The sequence below is a fragment of the Pseudomonas sp. genome (genome assembly GCF_051660785.1).
In the GTDB taxonomy this organism is placed as follows: Bacteria; Pseudomonadota; Gammaproteobacteria; order Pseudomonadales; family Pseudomonadaceae; genus Aquipseudomonas.
The window spans coordinates 24,679-44,387 of sequence record NZ_JBOFQE010000078.1; the positions used below are offsets into that span (position 1 = coordinate 24,679).

At 62.4% G+C, this 19,709-nt stretch carries 4 protein-coding genes and 1 pseudogene; 2 read left to right on the top strand and 3 right to left on the bottom strand.

Annotated features, from left to right (window positions below; all coding sequences use genetic code 11):
• Positions 1-190 precede the first annotated feature (190 nt).
• Positions 191-1,840, top strand: a complete 1,650-nt coding sequence (locus ACRC4F_RS20705; protein ID WP_438661016.1) for a cyclic peptide export ABC transporter — start codon at positions 191-193, stop codon at positions 1,838-1,840.
• 276 nt (positions 1,841-2,116) lie between these two features.
• A complete protein-coding gene (locus ACRC4F_RS20710; protein ID WP_438661017.1) occupies positions 2,117-4,582 on the top strand; it encodes a TonB-dependent siderophore receptor in 2,466 nt (821 codons plus the stop codon).
• Between the two features lie 268 nt (positions 4,583-4,850).
• On the opposite strand, the gene ACRC4F_RS20715 is transcribed toward ACRC4F_RS20710, so the two are convergent.
• From ACRC4F_RS20715 to ACRC4F_RS20725, 3 genes and pseudogenes are all read right to left on the bottom strand, one after another.
• Entirely contained in the window at positions 4,851-5,807 is a 957-nt protein-coding gene (locus ACRC4F_RS20715; protein ID WP_438661018.1) for an alpha/beta hydrolase, read from the bottom strand.
• A 231-nt stretch (positions 5,808-6,038) separates the two neighbouring features.
• Positions 6,039-17,804 carry an amino acid adenylation domain-containing protein gene (locus ACRC4F_RS20720; protein ID WP_438661019.1) on the bottom strand — a complete coding sequence of 3,922 codons (11,766 nt, stop codon included), beginning with the start codon at positions 17,802-17,804 and terminating at the stop codon, positions 6,039-6,041.
• Between the two features lie 86 nt (positions 17,805-17,890).
• Positions 17,891-19,678: pseudogene (locus ACRC4F_RS20725) on the bottom strand (amino acid adenylation domain-containing protein); the annotation flags it as partial.
• Between the last annotated feature and the right edge of the window lie 31 nt (positions 19,679-19,709).

Here is a 19,709-nt window from a genome sequence, read left to right on the forward strand (position 1 = left end):
GAGCCTGCTCGCGATAGCGGACTGACAGTCGACATATCTATTGACTGTGATGCAGTCATCGCTAGCAGGCTAGCTCCCACAGGGTCATGTGTTTGAGTCACGAATGCCGCCAGTCGGCGACCTTGTAAATTAACCCCTCGATCAGACGTTCTACTGGGTATCTGCCTTTATACCCAAGGAACTGTCTTCCATGACCCAGCCTCCCCGTGGCGCCATCGGCGAGTTGTTCGCCCTGTTGAAACCGTTTCGACTCATCGTCGCCGCGTCCATTTTCCTGGGCATGGTCGGCGGCTTGAGCGTCACGGTACTCTTGGCGACCATCAACAACGCCCTGCATTCGGACACCGGCCTGACCCAAGGCGTGGTCGCCTTGTTCGCGGGCCTGTGCGTCCTGGCGCTGCTGAGTTCGATCTGCTCGGACATCGGCACCAACTACGTCGGCCAACACATCATCGCCCGGCTGCGTAAACAGCTCGGTGAAAAAGTCCTGTCGGCACCGATCGAACACATCGAGCGCTACCGCAGCCACCGTTTGATTCCCGTGCTGACCCACGACGTCGACACCATCAGCGACTTCGCCTTCGCCTTCGCCCCGCTGGCGATTTCCCTCACCGTGACCCTGGGTTGCATGGGTTACCTGGCGATTCTGTCATGGCCGATGTTCCTGATCATGGTCGCCGCGATCCTGATCGGCACCGCGATCCAGGCGTATGCCCAGAGCAAGGGTGTGCAGGGTTTCATGGCCGCCCGTGACGCTGAAGACGAGCTGCAAAAGCACTACAACGCGATTGCCGATGGCGCCAAGGAACTGCGAATTCATCGGCCACGTCGCCAGCGCATGTTCGTTTCGGGGATCAAGGCCACAGCCGACTTCATCTGCAAGACCCAGGTGCGCTCGGTCAACACCTTCGTCATCGCCAAGACCTTCGGCTCGATGCTGTTCTTCGTGGTCATCGGCCTCGTGCTGGCGCTGCAATCCTTCTGGCCAAGCGCCGACAAGACGGTGATGAGCGGTTTCGTGCTGGTGCTGCTGTACATGAAAGGCCCACTGGAGCATTTGATCAGCACGTTGCCGATTGTCAGCCGTGCGCAGATTGCCTTCCGCCGGATCGCCGAATTGTCCGAGCAGTTTTCCACCCCCGAACCGCATTTACTGCTCAGCGATCAGGGCAATGTGAAACAGGCCGTGCACGAACTGAAACTGGCCGATGTGCGTTTCGCCTTCCCGGCTGCCGAAGGTGCCGCGCCGTTCCAGTTGGGCCCGGTCAACCTGACGATCAAGCAAGGCGACATCACCTTTATTGTCGGTGAGAACGGTTGCGGCAAGACCACGCTGATCAAGTTGCTGCTGGGCTTGTACACGCCGCAGCAGGGCGAGATCCGCGTCAACGGTGAAACCATCGATGCACAGAATCGTGATGACTATCGCCAGTTGTTCACCACGATCTTCGCTGACTATTACCTGTTCGATGACGTGGTCCAGGGCGACACGCACATCCCGGAGGACGCCAACAAATACCTGCAACGTCTGGAAATCGCGCACAAGGTCAGCGTCAAGGACGGCAACTTCACCACTACCGACCTCTCCACCGGCCAGCGCAAACGCCTGGCGCTGGTCAATGCCTGGCTCGAAGAACGCCCGGTGCTGGTGTTCGATGAATGGGCGGCCGACCAGGACCCGACCTTCCGCCGGATTTTCTATACCGAGCTGCTGCCGGACCTCAAGCGCCTGGGCAAAACCATCATCGTGATCTCCCACGATGACCGTTACTTCGATGTGGCCGACCAGTTGGTGCGCATGGAAAGCGGCCGGGTCGTCACCGAGCTCGCGCCTGCCTGATCACTGCACACCCCCGTGCGGTGAGCAGATTACCTGTGGCGAGGGAGCTTGCTCGCGCTGGACTGCGCAGCAGGCCCTATTCGAGGACCGCTTCGCGCCCCAGCGGGAGCAAGCTCCCTCGCCACAGTGAAGTCCTCTGGCCACAAAAGCGCGTCGTTTCTTCTTTCTGAAAATTATTTGACGGGTTTCTTTCCGGTTTTTGGTTTGTGCCGCGTCTAATAATCATTCTTATTAACAAAAACTCTGCACAACACTTTTCAGGAGCTCAGGTAAGTAATGCGACCTCAACCACGCCGCACACCTCTCGCGTTGGCCGTACAGCGCCCGACATTGCATCGCACCCTGTTCACCAGCGTACTGCTGACCGCCACCTTGCTGGGGAGCTCGATGGCCAATGCTGCACCTGTAAAAGTGAATATCGCCGTGCAGCCGCTTTCCAACGCGCTGACCGAGCTGGGCATGCAGACCAACCTGCAGATCCTCTACAGCCCGGACCAGGTGGCCGGCATCAAGTCCCGTGCAGTCTCCGGTTCGCTGGAGCCGTCCGAGGCCCTGAGCGCCCTGCTCAAAGGCACCGGTATTTCGTTCCAGATCAATGGCAACAGCGTCACCCTGGTCTCCGGCGGCGGTTCGGGCCTGCAACTGGGCGCGACCACGATTTCCGGCCAGGCCCTGGGCCTGACCACTGAAGACACCCACTCCTACACCACCGGCGCCACCACCACCGCGACCAAGCTGCCGCTGACCATCCGCGAAACGCCGCAATCGGTGACCGTGGTGACCCGTCAACAAATGGACGATCGCGGCGTACAGAGCGTCGGCGACGCACTGCGCAACACCCCCGGCATCACGTCGCAGAAGTACGACAGCGACCGTACCGAATTTTCCGCCCGTGGCCAGGCCATTACCAACTTCCAGTACGATGGCGTCAACACCATCTACGACGGCGTGTACGGTGAAAACCCGAACAACAGCGACGACTCGGCCAGCCTCGACCACATCGAAGTCATCAAGGGCGCTACCGGCCTGATGACCGGCACCGGCGACCCGTCCGCCACGGTCAATCTGATCCGCAAGAAGCCGACCAAGGACTTCAAGGCCTCGGTCAGCGCCACCGCCGGCCGCTGGGACAAATACCGGGCTGAAGGTGACATTTCCGGTTCGCTGACCGATTCCGGCAACGTCCGCGGTCGCTTCGTGACCACGTACCAGGACGCCAACTCGTACCTGGATCACTACAGCCAGAAGAAAGACCTGTTTTACGGCGTCCTCGAAGCCGACCTGACCGACGACACCTTGCTGACCTTCGGCATCGACAAGTCCAGCGCAACCCCACGCGGTTCGTCGTGGACCGGCAACCCGACGTACTTCGCCGACGGCGGCCGTACTGAGTTCCCGCGTCACTTCAACCCGGCTGCCGACTGGAGCCGTCGTGACTTCGACAGCACCACCTACTTCGCATCGCTGGAACAAGCGCTGGCCAATGACTGGAAACTCAAAGTCAGCCTGGACCAGAAAACCACCGATCACGACACCCAACTGGCCTCGGCCAGCGGCGGCAACCCGGACCGCGCCACCGGTGAAGGCATGTTCCTTTACTGGGGTCGCTGGGAAGGTCATCGCGTGCAGAACACCGCTGACGTGAACGTCTCCGGTCCGTTCAGCCTGGGCGGTCGCGAGCACGAACTGGTCGCCGGTGTCATGGCGTCCCACTCGCGTCAGACCGGCTCGACTTACGACACCAGCGCGTTTGCCCAAGTGCCGGGCAGCATCTATGACTGGAACGGCGAGCTGCCGAAACAGGAATTCCCGAAAAACGGCAAATACGAACGCACCCAGAGCCAGAACGGTGTTTACCTGGCCACTCGCCTGCGTCCGACCGACGACCTGTCGTTCATCCTCGGTACCCGTCTGAGCACCTTCAAGTACAACGAAGACTACAGCTACAACCCGGACGCCGGCCAGACCGACACCCACGCCAGCTACAAGGAACACGGCGTCGTCACGCCTTACGCCGGTGTGGTCTACGACCTGAACGACACGTACTCCGCGTACGCCAGCTACACCAACATCTACCAGCCACAAATCTACAAGGACGCCAACGGTTCGACCCTGGAACCGGTTGAAGGCAACGCCTATGAGACCGGCCTGAAAGCGGCCTACTTCGAAGGCAAGCTGAACGCCAGCCTGGCCTTCTTCCGCATCGAGCAGGACAACGTCGCTGAATCGATCGGCACCAACCCGGTCACCAACGAAGGCATCTACAAGGCCATCGATGGCGCGACCACCAAGGGTGTGGAACTGGAACTGGCCGGTGAACTGGCCGAGGGCTGGAACCTGTCCGCCGGCTACACCTACGCCCGTACCCGTGACCAGGACGAGCAGCGGATCTTCGGCTACCCGCTGTCCACCACCCGTCCTGAACACGTCGTTCGTACCTTCACCACCTACCGTCTGCCGGGCGTGATGAACAAGTTCACCGTCGGTGGCGGCGTGAGCTGGCAGAGCGCGTTCTACGGCAAGATCTACAGCGCCAACGTGGGCGATTACACCCAGATCAAGCAAGGTGGCTACACCCTCGTGGACCTGATGACCCGTTACCAGTTCGACGACCACCTGAGCTTCACCGTCAACGCCAACAACGTCTTCGACAAGAACTACCTGACGGGCCTGGGCAACTTCGATACCACGTTCTACGGCGAGCCGCGCAACGTGCAGGTCACCGCGAAGTATGATTTCTGAGCCGTGAGCTGACATAAAAAATGCCCGTGTCGTGAGATGCGGGCATTTTTTTTGGGCCAGGGATTTGTGGTGAATGTGAGTCCGTCATCGCGAGCAGGCTCACTCCCACATTTGACCTGTGTGAACAGAGATGGGGTGTTCACTGAAGATCCCCTGTGGGAGCGAGCCTGCTCGCGATGGCGCCAGTCAAGCCACCGAAAATCCAATTACCCAGGCACAAAAAAAACCGCCACCCCTGATCCAGGCATGGCGGTTTTTTTATTTCAAATCAGATCCGCGAACGCACCCACCCCGCCACTTCCGCGTGAATCCCTTCCACTTCTCCCAACAACCCCGCCATGCGCATAAAGTCATGGGTCATCCCCAGTTGTTCCAGCAACGTCACTTCATTCCCCGCCCCGCGCAACAGATCGGCATACGCCAACCCTTCATCACGCAACGGATCATGCCCGGCCAGGTACACCAGCGCCGGCGCCACGCCCGACAGATCCGCCGCCAGCAACGGCGAGCAACGCCAATCCGCCAGGTCCTCCGGCGTGCGCCCGTAATGCGCGTAGAACCAGTCCAGCGTCGGCGTTTCCAGCAAATAGCCTTCGGCGAAATCACGATGGGACGCGCGCTTGGTCGTCGCGTCCGTCACCGGGTAGAGCAGCACTTGCGCCTTGGGTTTCAACGCCAGTTCCTCAGGCTCACGCACGGCCATGACCGACAACACAGTGGCCAACGTCGCGCCCACGCTGTCGCCTACCAGCGCCACCCGATTCGCATCCAGCCCCCGCGCCGCGCCTTCGCGCACCAGCCAGTTGCCGGCATCGCAGGCGTCCTGCACCGGCGTCGGGAAACGCCACTCCGGCGCCAGTCGATAATCCACGGTCAGTAACGCAAAACCGCCCTGGGAGGCCAGTCGCCGGCACAGCGCATCATGGGAGTCGAGGCTGCCGACCACATAACCACCGCCATGGAAATACAACACCACCGGCTGCAAGCCGTCGGCCGCTTGCCCGTCGCGATACAGCCGCGCCAACAAGCTGTGGCCGTCCCGTGCGGCAATGGTGAAGCTCTCGCAGGCCACGTCGTCCAGCGGCACGTCGAGAAACCCGGAGGAGGCTTCAAAATCGATCCGCGCCTGTTGTGGCGACTGTTCATGCATCGCGCGACTTTTGCCGGTCATCCGGCCGAACTCGGCGAGTTCTAAAAATGCTTCAAGTTCAGGCAACACGGCCATGGGATAAATCCTTCACAAAAATAGTTGCGCAAATACGAATTTTGAAGCGAGAAACCTATAGTCAAGGCATTTACCTGTGGCGAGGGGATTTATCCCCGTTGGGTCGCGGAGCGGCCCTAAAAATGGGACTGCTGCGCAGTCCAACGGGGATAAATCCCCTCGCCACAGAATCCCCTCACCACACATACCCCCCTACCACAGGTTATTCGTCTCGCCTTCCAAGTCGCGTTTTCAAGCCATAGCCAAGCGTTGTGCCAGCAAGTCTTCCAGCTCATCAAGCAACTCATCACCGCGCAGCAGTTCGTAGTGCCCACCAGCCAACAACCGATCCACACCATGACTGCCGACCTGAGCCTCGAACACCCGGCGTTCATCCTCACGCTTAGCCACCCACCAGCGATGGGCCGAAACCTGGATCGCCGGCAGTTGCCGATGCGCCAGCGCCAGTTGTTTGAGGCGTGAGCCGGTGGCGAAGATCTGCGTGAGTTCACCCGCGCCCAATGCAGCTTGCTCATTGGAACCGTGCAGGGCTGCTTCGATCACAGCGGTGGAGCCCTCGCGTTCACTCAAGCCAGCGGCTTTCAGCGCGATCAGCGCCTGAGCCTCATCGGCTGGCAAACCCAGCACAAACTTCAGGAAGTCACCGAGGTCCTCGCGCCAGTCGCCCGCTTCTGCAGTGCCGGCCACGTAGCTGTCGACCAGCCCGGCAAACGCCACGCTTTCACCCTGGGTTTCCAGTTCATGAGCGACCAATTGCGTCAACGCACCGCCCAACGACCAGCCCAGCAAGTAATACGGTCCCTTGGCCTGCTGACTGCGAATCCGTGCTGCATAGGCTTGCGCCATGGCCAGCAGCGATTCGTCCTGCCAGTGCGGGTCGAGCAACATGCGGCATTGCACGCCGTACACCGTGCGCCGTCCTTCCAGGCGACGAGCCAGCGGTTCGTAGTCGAACACTGTGCCAAAACCGGCGTGCAGGCAGAACAACGCCGGCACGTTCGGAATTCGCGCATTCAACGCCAGCAATGGATCCGGCGCCGCTGTCACGGGCTCGGCAACCTGATAGCCACAGAGTTCAGCAATGCACGGCTTCTGCATCAGATCCCGCAGCTTCAATTCAAAGCCCAGTTGCGGCTGACTACGCACCCGCGAGATGACTTTCAGCACCTGCAACGAGTCGCCGCCGAGTTCGAAGAAGTTGTCGTCAATGCCCACTTGCGGCACGCCGAGCACCTCTTGCCAGATCGCGGTGAGCGCCGTTTCCAGATCGTTGCGCGGCGCACGATAGCCGCCGAGCGCCCATTCAGGCGTCGGCAGTGCGCGACGATCGAGCTTGCCGTTGGCCGACAGCGGGAAGCGTTCCAGCACCATGATCCGCGCCGGCACCATGTAGTCGGGCAGTTGCGCTTGCAGCTCAGACTTCAAGCGACGATCCAGCCCGACAGCACCGGCGGCCACCACATAGCCGACCAATTGCTTGCCGGTCGGCGTGTCGTGCACCACCACGGCGGCTTCCTGCACCCCGGCGCACTCACGCAGACGCGCTTCGATTTCGCCCAATTCAATGCGGAAACCACGAATCTTCACTTGCTGGTCAAGTCGCCCCAGGTAGTCAATCAACCCGCACTCGCGCTGGCGCACCAGGTCGCCGGTGCGGTACATGCGACCGCCGGCCTCGAACGGGTCGGGGATGAAACGTTCGGCACTCATGCCGGGACGCTGGTGGTATCCACGCGCCAGGCACTCGCCGCCCAAATACAACTCGCCACTGACACCGACCGGCAACGGATTGAGGTCGGCATCCAGCACGTACAAGCCACGCCCGGCCACACCACGACCGATTGGCGCATACGCCGCGTCGCAGGTTTCGCTGACCTCGGCACGCCACAGCAACGGCGTGACCACGGTTTCGGTCGGTCCATAACCGTTGACCAGACGCTGCGGACGCAGGGCCCGTTTGACCTGCTCGAAACTGGCCTCCGGCACCGCATCACCACCAAAGCAATACACCTCGACCGCCGGCGGATTGCCCAGGCGTTCGGCCACTTCGGCCATCTGTTGCAGGTACGCCGGCGGGAAGCAGGCCACGGTGACGCCGTGACGCTGCATCACCTCCAGGGTTTGTTCCGGGGTCCACAGACTGTCATCGCGGATCACCAGGCTGCCACCGGCCAACATCACGCTCAGCCACCGCTCCTGGGCACCGTCGAAGGCGAACGACATGAAGTGCAACTCGCGGCTGCGCGGTGCCAATTCGTAGAGTTCGATGATGCCGCGGCAATGCCGGGCAATCGGGCCCCGCGCCACGGCCACGCCTTTCGGCTGGCCGGTGGAACCGGAGGTGTAAATCAGGTACGCCAAGTGCCCCGCCAACGGATGGGAAACCGGGCATTCAACGTTGTCGGCAACGCTCAATTGATCGAGCAACAGCCGCGGCGGGCTGTCGGCCAGGGTCAGTCGATCACCCAGATCGCTGTCGCACAGCAACAGGCTGGCCGCCGAGTCGCTCAACATGTAAGCCAGTCGCTCGGCCGGGTACGCCAGGTCCAAAGGCAGATAAGCCGCCCCGGCCTTGAGCACCGCAAGGAACGCGACGATGGTGCGCTCGGAACGCGGCAACGCCACCGCCACCAGACTTTCCGGACCGATGCCGCGACCGGTCAGTTGCTGCGCCAACCCATTGGCCTGCGCCTCAAGCTCGGCATAACTGACTTGCCGATCTTCACAGATCAAGGCGATTTTCTGCGGCTGCGCTTTGACGTGTTCATTGAACGCGTGCAGCAAATCAGCGTTGTCATCGGACACCTGCGGCAGGCTCAAACGCGCCTCCGGCAAGCCAATATTGCCAAGCAGGCACGTGGCATCTTCCGGTAACGCACGCAGCAACCCTTCCAACTGCGCACGAATCCGCTCGACTTCCACGTCACTGAATCGATCACGCAGGAACAGGTATTCGACTTCCAGGCCTTCTTCGTTGGCGCTGACCATCAAGTCCATCGGGAAGTTGGTGACGCCGCCGCTGCCGACCTCGGCAAAGCGCAGCTCACCTTCCTCGCCCCCTTTCAAGGCGCGGTCCACCGGATGGTTTTCGAACACGATGATGCTGTCGAACAGGCCCTGGCCACCCTGCCCGGCCCAGCGCTGGATGTCCGACAACGGCGTGTGCTCGTAGTCGCGAACCATCAGGTTGTAATCCTGCAAGTCGCGCAGCCACTCGCCCAGCGGTTGTTGCGGGTCGAGGGTCTGGATCACCGGCAAGGTGTTGATGAACAGACCGAGCATGTCCTGCGCGCCGGCCAAACCGGTCGGACGCCCCGCCACCGTCGCGCCGAACGCGACGCTGTGTTGGCCGCTATGGCGTTGCAGCAACAACAGCCATGCACCTTGCACCAGCGTGTTCAGCGTCACGCGCTGACGCTTGGCGAAGGTGTGCAATTTGCGCGTCGCTTCGGCGTCGAGGTTGCTGTACATCACGCCGTGACCGGAGCCTGTCGCACCGGAAGCCTTGGCCAGAATGGTCGGCTCTTCGAGCAACGCCAGACGCTCACGCCAGAAACCTTCTGCCTGCGCACCGTCCTGACGTTGCAGCCAGGCGATGTAGTCGGCGTAACGACCGGTCAGGGTCGGCAGGCTGTCGTGGTGATACAGGCGCAGCATGTCGCCCAACAGGCGCGAGGCGCTCCAACCGTCGAGCAACAGGTGATGATAAATCCAGATCATCTGGTAACGGTCATCGCCCAGGCGCACCAGGATAAAACGCATCAACGGCGGGCAGCTCAGGTCGAAGCCCTTGGCTTGCTCTGCCGCCGCCAGTTCGCTCAGCGCTTGCTCGGTGTCGGTACGCTCGCGCCAGTCCATTTCTTCGATCGGCAACTCGACGTCGGCGAACACCGCTTGCAGAGGATCGGCCAAGCCATCGCGCCAGCGGAAAGCGGCGCGCAGCACTTCATGACGCGCAACCAGCGTCTGCCAGGCGGCGCGGAAACGCGGCACCTGCAAACCGTCGACCGCCACGCTCAACTGGTTGACGTAGGGGTTGAGTTCCGGTGAATCGAGGCAATGGAACAGCATGCCTTGCTGCATCGGCGACAGCGGATACAGGTCTTGCAGACCTTCACGGGCCGATATGTTGATGTGCGGCACCAGCGAGAACGCCTCGACTTTCGGCGCCTCAACCAACGCGGCTTCACGGCTGCCGGCCACAGCGGCCAGTGCACGAATGGTCTGCCGTTCGAACAGTTGCTTGGGACTGAACACCAGCCCGCGCTGCCCCGCGCGGCTTACCGCTTGCAGCGAGATGATCGAATCACCGCCCAGTTCGAAGAAGTTCTCGGTGACACCCACCGACTCCAGCCCCAGCAGTTCCTGCCAGATCTCCACCAGCAAGGCTTCGGCGGGCGATGCGGCGGCCACGTGATCGTGGTTCTGCCGAGTGGCTTCCGGCGCCGGCAGGCCTTGACGGTCGAGCTTGCCGTTCGGCGTCAGCGGCAACGCAGCCAGGCACATCAAATGCGCGGGCAACATGTGCGCCGGCAGACGGCTGCGCAGATGCGCCGTCAGTGCTTCCCGCAAATCCTGCTCATCAGCGAGCGGATCGCGCGGCACCACGTAACCGACCAACTGGCGACTCACCGGGCCTTCGCGATCGATCACGAAGGCTTCACGCACACCTTCGTGTTCGAGCAGGCAGGCTTCGATTTCGCCGAGTTCGATACGGAAGCCGCGAATCTTCACTTGCTGGTCGATGCGGCCGAGGTATTCGACGACACCGTCGGCACGGAACCGCGCGAGGTCGCCACTGCGGTACAGACGCGCACCCGGCACGAACGGATCCGGCACGAAGCGTTCAGCGGTCAGGTCCGGACGCTGATGGTAACCACGGGCCACGCCCTCGCCGCCCAGGTACAACTCGCCCGCGACGCCAACCGGCAATGGCTGCAGACCGCCGTCCAGAATGTAGGCGCTGCGGTTGCCGACCGGCCGACCGATGGGCATGAACGCCGAATCGAATTCGGTATCCGGATACGCCAGCCAGATCAGCGGCGTGATCACGGTTTCGGTCGGGCCGTAGCCGTTGATCAGGCGCTTGGGTTGCAGCACCTGCTGCACTTCATCGAACGCGTGCTTGGCCATGCCTTCACCGCACGGGGTGTAGGAACGGATCGGCAGATCACGCCCCGCTTCGCCCATGAATTCGGCGATCTGCCCTAAATAGGTCGGGGTGAAGCAGGCGATGGTGATGCCGTGCTTTTCGATCTCGGCGCAGGTGCGCTCCACGCTCCACAACTCGTCGTCCCGCGGCATCACTGCCGAACCGAACACCAGCGGCGTCAACCAGCGCTCGTGAGCGCCGTCGAAGCTGATCGAGGCGAATTGCAGCTCGCGATCGTCCGGCGTCATGCCGTACAACTCGCCGATCGACAGGCAATGCATGGCCAGCGGACCGTGGGCCACGCTGACGCCTTTCGGCCGCCCGGTGGAGCCTGAGGTGTAAATCAGGTACGCGAGGTTTTCGCCGCAGGTCAGATTGACGGGGTTGGTGTCCGCCATGGAGTCCAGCGGTTCGCGGTCGATTTCCAGCACCGGCAGGCCTTCGGGCAACGGCAGTTTTTCCCGCAGCCACGACTGGCTGATCATCAGCGAAATGCCGCTGTCTTCCATCAGGTAACGCAGGCGTTCCGTCGGGTACGCCGGGTCCAGCGGCACGTAGGCGCCGCCGGCCTTGAGAATCGCCAGCAAGCCGACGATCATCTCAGGCGAGCGCTGCATGGCCAGGCCGACCCGCACTTCGGGGCCGATGCCCAAGTCGCGAAGACGATGGGCCAATTGGTTGGCGCGACGGTTGAGTTGGTCGAAGCTCAGTTCCAGGTCGTTGAAGATCAGCGCCGTGGCGTGCGGTCGGATGACAGCCTGAGCCTCAATCAGCTGATGCACGCAGAGCGGGTTTTGCTCCGCCGTAAAGGCTGGGTTCCACTCGACCAACTGTTGCGCACGTTCCGGCGCGGTCAGCAGGTCCAGTTCACTCAATGCCGCTTGTGGCGCGGCGACCATCGCTGCCAGCAGCGCGGCCAGATGCTCGCTCATGCGAACAATCGCTTCGCTGCTGAAATGCGCGCACTGGTAACTCCAGTTCAGGCTTAACTGACTTTCGGCGGTGGCCGCCAGGGTCAGCGGGAAGTTGGTGCGTTCATGGTTTTGCGGGATCGAGAAGCTCAACCCGGCCGGCGCGCCCTGTTGCAGCGCTTCGGCCACCGGGAAGTTTTCGAACACCAGCAGGCTGTCGAACAGCGGTTCACCGGCACGTCCGGCCCAGCGCTGAATGTCACCCAATGCGGTGAATTCATGCTCACGCAGTTCCAGGTTCTGCGCCTGCAAACGGGTCAGCCATTGACCGACGCTTTCCACTGTGTCCGGGCTGCTGATCACCGGCAAGGTGTTGATGAACAGGCCGAGCTGGCTTTCGGCCCCCGGCAAGTCCACCGGACGCCCAGCGACCGTTGCGCCGAAGGCGACGCTGCGTTGACCGCTGTAGCGTTGCAGCAACAGCGCCCAGGCCCCTTGCACCAGGGTGTTGAGGGTGACCTTTTGCTGACGGGCAAACTCGCTGAAGCGTTTGCTGGTGGCGACATCGAAGGTCTGGTGATGGTCGGCGAACTCTGCCGTCGACAGATTTTTACTGTCGCCATGGGCCAGGCTCTGCGCCAGCAGGGTCGGGTTGTCGAGGGTCGCCAGTTGCTCGCGCCAGAAGATCTCGTCGGCGTGAGCATCTTGACGTTGCAGCCAACCAATGTAATCGGCAAAACGCCCGGTCGGGGCCTGCACGTCCTGCCCGGCATACCGCTGCAAGACTTCGCTCAACAGCAGCGAGTTACTCCAGCCATCCAGCAACAGGTGATGGTGGGTGTAGATCAGTTGCTGATGCTCATCGTCGAGGCGCACCAGGGTCAGGCGCATCAATGGCGCCCGGGTCGAATCGAGTTGCAGGCGTTCGTTGTCGATCAACTGCGCGAGCGCTTCGGTTTGATCGCTGCGGCCGCGCCAGTCGAGGCAGGTCATCGGCAATTGCAAATGACGATGCACCAACTGTACCGGCGCTTCGAAGCCATCCGGGAAGTGGAAGCTGCTGCGCAGGATCGGATGGGTGTCGAGCACCGCTTGCCACGCGCGGCCCAAACGCTCGGCGTCGAGGCCACGGGCTTCGACACTGAGTTGGTTCACATAGGCGCCGGACTCGGATTCGTACAGGCTGTGGAACAGCAAACCGGCCTGCATCGGCGACAGGGGATACAGGTCTTCGATCTGTGCCGGCGGCACCGGCAGACCGTCGAGTTGCGCCTGGGTCAGACGCGCCAACGGGAAGTCCGCCGGGGTCACGCCGCCCGCGCCATCGCTCAGGCAATGGGCGATCAGCGCCAGCAATTCACGCTGGTAATCCGCAGCCAGCGCTTCGATTTCACGCAGGTCAAAGCAATCGCGGCTGAAGGTCCAGTCGAGTTTCAGTTCACCGCCATACACCTGACCGTCCACCGACAGCCAGTTCGGCAACGGTGCGTCGGCCGATTGCGCGGCGCCGCTGGACTCCGTGGCCGGGGTGAACAATGCGTCTTCGGCGAAGCTCTGGTCGAATTGACCGAGATAGTTGAACGTCACCCGCGCTTGCGGCAACGCGGCCAGCGCCGCTTGGGTCGCGGCATCGCCCATGTAGCGCAACAGGCCGTAGCCCATGCCTTTGCCGGGGATTTCGCGCAGTTGCTGCTTGATTGCCTTGATCGAACCGGCAAGGTCGGCGGTCGGCGTCAGGCGCACCGGGAACAGGCTGGAAAACCAGCCAACGGTGCGGGTCAGGTCGATGTCGTCGAACAGTTCTTCGCGGCCATGGCCTTCGAGCTGAATCAGTGCCGAATCGTCACCGGTCCAGCGGCTGAGGGTGCGAGCCAGTGCGGTCAGCAGCAGGTCGTTGACCTGGGTGCGATAGATCGCCGGCGCCTGTTGCAGCAACTGGCGAGTCTGCTCGCGGTCGAGACCGATGCTGACGCCCTGGCGCAGATGCCCGGCCTGACTGGCTTGGGCATTGGCCGCTGGCAGCGAATCATTGGCGGCGCTCAACTGCGCCTGCCACCAATTCAATTCGCCGGCAGCGGTTTCGGAGCGTGCATACGCGTCGAGTTTGTCGGCCCAGGCCTGGAAGGCGCTGGTCTTCGGTGGCAGGTCTTGCCCTTGGTAGGCGGCCTGCAAATCTTCCAGCAACACCCGCCACGACACACCGTCCACCGCCAGGTGATGGATCACCAGCAGCAAACGCTGGGCGCCATCGGCCTGGGCGATCAACGCCACGCGCAGCAACGGCCCGTCTTGCAGGCTGAGGCTGCGCTGCGCTTCATCGCACACCGATTCCAGCGACTCATTGCTGGCGACGCGGGCGGTCCAGAGCATGTCGATCACGTCGGCGCTGTCGGCCCCGACATAACGCGCTGACCATTGGCCATCGACCTGACTGAAGCGCAAACGCAGGGCATCGTGTTGCTTGAGCAGGCGTTGCAGCGCCGCTTGCAGGCTTGGTAATTCGAGGGTTTCGCGCGGTGTCAGCAGCACCGCCTGGTTCCAGTGCGCCCGTTGCGGGATCGGTTCATCGAAGAACCAGCGCTGGATCGGCGTGAGTGTTTGCACACCGTCCACCGGCCCTTGTTGCGCCAACGGTGCGGCCTGTTCCTTGACCACGGCGGCCAGCGCCTGCAGGGTTTGCTGCTGGAACAGGTCACGCGGTTGCAGGCTCAGACCGGCGCGACGGGCGCGGCTGACCACCTGAATCGAAATGATCGAGTCGCCGCCAAGCTCGAAGAAGTTGTCCTGACGCCCGACCTGCTCCACGCCCAACACGTCTTGCCAGATCTGCGCCAGCACCTGTTCGTGTTCGCTGCGCGGTGCTTCGAAAGCACGCTGGCTGACTTGCGCAGTCGGCGCCGGCAGGCGTTTGCGGTCGAGTTTGCCGTTGGGGCTCAGGGGCATCTGCTCAATCAGCACAGTCTGCGCCGGCACCATGTAATCCGGCAGGCTGGCGAGCAAATGGCTTTTCAGGGTTTCACGCCAGGCGCCTTGCTGCTCGGCATCGGCGCTGACCAACGCTCGATCTTGCGGCACGATGTACGCAACCAGTTGCTTGCCGCTTGGGCCGTCGACGGCCAGCACCACGGCTTCCTGTACGTCGGCATGTTCTTGCAGGCGCGCTTCGATTTCACCCAGCTCAATGCGCAAACCGCGAATCTTCACTTGATGGTCAATACGCCCGCAGTAGTCGATGGCGCCGTCGGCGCGATAGCGCGCCAGGTCGCCGGTGCGGTACAGACGCTCGCCGCTGCCGAACGGATCAACCACAAAGCGCTCGGCAGTCAGCGCACCACGACGGTGGTAACCGCGCGCCAGACCGACGCCGCCCAGGTACAACTCGCCCACCGCGCCCAGTGGCAACGGTTGCAGTTCGCTGTCGAGGATGCAGGTGCGCAGGTTGGCGATCGGCCGGCCGATCGGAACGCTGTCGCGGCCTTCTTCGACGCAGGTCCAATGAGTCACGTCGATGGCCGCTTCGGTCGGGCCATAGAGGTTGTAGAGATTGGCTTGCGGCAGGCTGCGCAAGGTCTGGCGCTGCAGCTCCATCGGCAGCGCTTCACCGCTGCAAATGATCCGTTGCAGCGAAGTGCAGGCCTGCGCCTCGTCAGCACCGATAAACGCCGAAAGCATCGACGGCACGAAGTGTAGCGTGGTAATCGCCTGCTCAACGATCAACGCGGCCAGGCGTTGCGGATCGCGATGCTCGCCCGGCGTGGCGATCACCAACGTGGCGCCCTTCATCAGCGGCCAGAAGAACTCCCACACCGACACGTCGAAACTGAACGGCGTCTTTTGCAGCACGCGGTCGCTCGGCAGCAAGTTGTAGGCTTCCTGCATCCACTCCAGACGGTTATGCAGTGCAACATGGCGGTTGCCCGCGCCTTTCGGTTTGCCGGTGGAACCGGAGGTGTAAATCACATAGGCAAGGTTTTCCGCGACGGCGAGGTTGGGCAGATCGGTATCCGGCAAATCGCTCAGCCAATCGGCATCCGCGTGCAGGCATAAGATGCGCACGTTGTCCGGGGTCGGCAGTTGCGCCAGCAAATGCTCCTGGGTCAGCAACAGCGAAATGCCGCTGTCTTCGATCATGTAGCTCAGGCGATCAACCGGGTATTCCGGGTCCAGCGGTACATAAGCGCCGCCCGCCTTGAGAATCGCCAGCAGGCCGACGACCATTTCAAACGAACGGTCGCAGGCAATCCCCACGATCACTTCCGGGCCGACGCCCTGGGCGCGCAAGTGATGGGCCAGGCGGTTGGCGCGCAGGTTCAGCTCGGCGTAACTCAGGCTTTGGCCCTGGAACACCAGCGCCGTTGCTTCACCGTTTTCAATCACACGTTCTTCAAAATGCCGCTGCACACAGACTTCGCCCGGATAGACCTGAGCGGTGTCGTTGAGGTCGTCAAGAATGCGCAGACGCTCGTCGGCGTCCAGCAACGGCAACTCGGCAAGCGGGCATTGCGGGTTCGCCAGTACACCGGCCAACAGATTGCGCCAGTGACGCGCCAGGCGTTCGATGCGTTCAGCGTCGAACAGATCGGTGGCATAGGTCAGGCTGGCGAACAGCTTGTCGCTCTCCTCTTGCGTGTCCAGTTGCAAGTCGAATTGCGTGGTGTGCGCCGTGGCATTCAGCGCCTCGACGCGCAGGCCGGCGAGCAAACCGCTGACCGCCGCCGGTTTGGCTTGCTGGTGGTTGAACATCACCTGGAACAACGGGCTGTGGCTCAGGCTGCGTTCACCTTGCAGCGCTTGTACCAGACGCTCGAAGGGCAAGTCCTGATAATCCTGAGCATCCAGCGACGCGGAACGAGTTTGGTCGAGCAATTGGCTGAATGGCAGACGTCCGTCCAGTTCAGCACGCATCACCTGGGTGTTGACGAAGAAACCGATCAGCCCACGGGTTTCCGCACGATTACGGTTGGCAATCGGCACGCCAACGCGCAGGTCGGACTGACCGCTGTAGCGATAGAGCAACGCCTGAAAACTCGCCAGCAACAACATAAACGGAGTGACGCCGCGCTGTTTGACCAGGCTCATCAAACCGCTGGCCAAGGTCGCATCGAGGGCGAAATCCAGACGCGCACCGCGCTGACTCGGTTGCGCCGGACGTGGGCGATCAGTCGGCAATTCCAGCAGCGGTTGTTCGCTGCCCAGTGTTTCGCGCCACCAGTTGAGTTGACGCTCCAGCTCCCCCGCTTCCATCCAGCGACGTTGCCACATCGCGTAGTCGGAATACTGGATCGGCAATGCTTCCAGCGCAGCGCTCTGACCTTGGCAATGCGCGGCGTAGAGCCGGGAAAACTCTTCGACCAGCACGCCCATCGACCAGCCGTCGGTGACGATGTGATGCAAGGTCAACAACAGCCCGTGATCTTCGGCATCGAGTTGCAACAGGCTGACCCGCAACAGCGGGCCGTGCTGAAGATCGAACGGCCGGGCGATTTCCTGCTCGACGCTTTTCATCGCCAGATCGAGGCGCTGTTCCAAAGGTTCGCCGCGCAGGTCAATCTGCTCGATGGGCAGCGAAGTGAATTCGGCCAGCGTCTGCACGACCTTCCCGTCATCCTCGACAAAACGGCTGCGCAGGCTCTGATGCCGCTCCAGCAGCACGTCGAAACTCTGCTGCAACGCCGCAACGTTCAGCGGCCCGTGCAAACGCAACGCAGCCGGAATGTTGTACGCCGAGCTCTGCGGGTCAAGCTGCCAGAGGAACCATTGGCGATGCTGCGCGTACGACAGTTCGAAGGTGGTTTGCGGCTCGGCGGCAGGCGGAATAGGCAGCTGGCCGAAGCTCACGCCCTGCTCTTGCATGCGGGCCAGGAATTCGCGGCGCTTGTCCGCAGGCAGGCCGGCGAAGCGGCTGGCGATGCGCTGGGCAGTGGTGTGTTCCATCAGTTGATCTCCATCTCGTCGAGAAGCGACTCAAGCGCATCAAGACGTGCATCGTTGTCAGCCGGGGCGTGTTGCCCGGCCATGGCGGCATAAGCCTGCAGGTCAGTGGATTCGAACAGCGCGCGCAGCGGCAGCTCGATGCCCAGTTCCAGTTCCACACGGGCACTGGCCTGAGCGGCGAGCAGCGAATGCCCGCCCAATTCAAAGAAGTTGTCGCGCCGGCCAATCTGCGCCACGCCTAGCACGTCGGCCCAGATCGCGGCCAGTTGCTGCTCAAGGTCGCCCTCGGGGGCTTCGAATGGACGCTGCCATTCCTGGGCATCGGGTACCGGCAAAGCTTTGCGGTCGAGCTTGCCGTTGCTGGTCAATGGCAAGGCTTCGAGCAGCAGCCAGTGGCTCGGCACCATGTAATCCGGCAGACCCACCTTGAGCGCGGCACGCAGGTTGTCGCGCCAGGCAATCGGGTCAATTGGCGTCTGATCGGCGACGACATAGGCGCACAGCTGCGGTCCGCCGTCGCCGGCATGCACACTTAACACGGCTTGGCGCACGCCCGGCTGGGCCAGCAGCGCGGCTTCGATTTCGCCCAATTCGATGCGGAAACCACGGATCTTCACTTGCTGGTCGATGCGCCCGAGGTAATCGATGCTGCCGTCGGCACGCTGACGCGCCAGGTCGCCGCTGCGATAGAGCCGCTGTGAGGCCTCGAACGGGCTCGGTACAAAACGCTCGGCGGTCAGGCCGAAGCGTCCGTGATAACCGCGCGCCAGACCGGCGCCGGCGATGTACAACTCGCCCGCCACGCCCACCGGCACTGGCTGCAACTGGCTGTCGAGCAAGTACCAGCGCAGGTCGCGGATCGGCAGGCCGATCGGGCTCTGGGCCTTGGCGTCGAGGTCAGCCAGACGAATCGCGCGGTAGGTCACGTGCACTGTGGTTTCGGTGATGCCGTACATGTTGACCAGGGTTGGCTGCTGGTCGCCGAAGCGTTCGAACCAGGGACGCAGGCTCGCGACTTCGAGGGCTTCGCCGCCGAAAATTACCTGACGCAGCGCCATGCTTCGTTCGCTGGCGCGGGCAATCGGCAACAACTGGCGGAACGCGGTCGGGGTCTGGTTCAACACCGTCACGCCTTCATCGCACAGCAAGCGGTGGAATTCCTGCGGCTCGCGGCTGATGTAATACGGCACGATCACCAGACGCCCGCCGGTGCACAGCGAACCAAACAGCTCCCACACCGAGAAGTCGAAGGCGTAGGAATGGAACAGCGTCCAGACATCGTCCGGACCGAAGTTGAACTCGCCAGCGGTGGCCGTGAGCAGACGCCCGACGTTGCCATGGCTGAGCAACGCGCCTTTTGGCCGGCCGGTTGAACCGGAGGTGTAGATCACGTAGGCGAGGTTGTCCGGGGTCGCCAGCGCCGGCAGGTTGTCGCCGCTGAACGCGTCCAGCTGCAACGATTCCAGGCTTAGCACCTGCACACCGTCCCGGGCCGGCAAGCCGTCGATCAAGTGTTGTTGGGTCAGCAGCAGCGTGATGCCGCTGTCTTCGATCATGTAGCTCAGGCGCTCGGCCGGGTATTGCGGATCGAGCGGCACATAGGCGCCACCGGCCTTGAGAATCGCCAGCAAGCCGACCACCAGTGGCATCGCCCGTTCGGTGGCGATACCGACCCGCACTTCAGGCCCGACGCCCTGCTCGCGCAGTTTGCGCGCCAGTCGATTGGCCTGGGCGTTGAGCGCGGCGTAGGTCAGTTGTTTGCCTTCGTAAGTCAGCGCGATGGCGTCCTGCCGTTGTGCGGCTTGCGCCTCGAACAACTGGTGCAAGGTCGGCGACGGCGGTTGCGCCTGGAAGGCTGGGTTCCAGTGCTGCAGCAGGGCATCGCGCTGCGACCCGTCAATCAGT

Coding starts and splice junctions, on each gene's coding strand:
- ACRC4F_RS20705 (WP_438661016.1), top strand. CDS start 191: ATGACCCAGCCTCCCCGTGGCGCCATCGGCGAGTTGTTCGCCCTGTTG.
- ACRC4F_RS20710 (WP_438661017.1), top strand. CDS start 2,117: ATGCGACCTCAACCACGCCGCACACCTCTCGCGTTGGCCGTACAGCGC.
- ACRC4F_RS20715 (WP_438661018.1), bottom strand. CDS start 5,807: ATGGCCGTGTTGCCTGAACTTGAAGCATTTTTAGAACTCGCCGAGTTC.
- ACRC4F_RS20720 (WP_438661019.1), bottom strand. CDS start 17,804: ATGGAACACACCACTGCCCAGCGCATCGCCAGCCGCTTCGCCGGCCTG.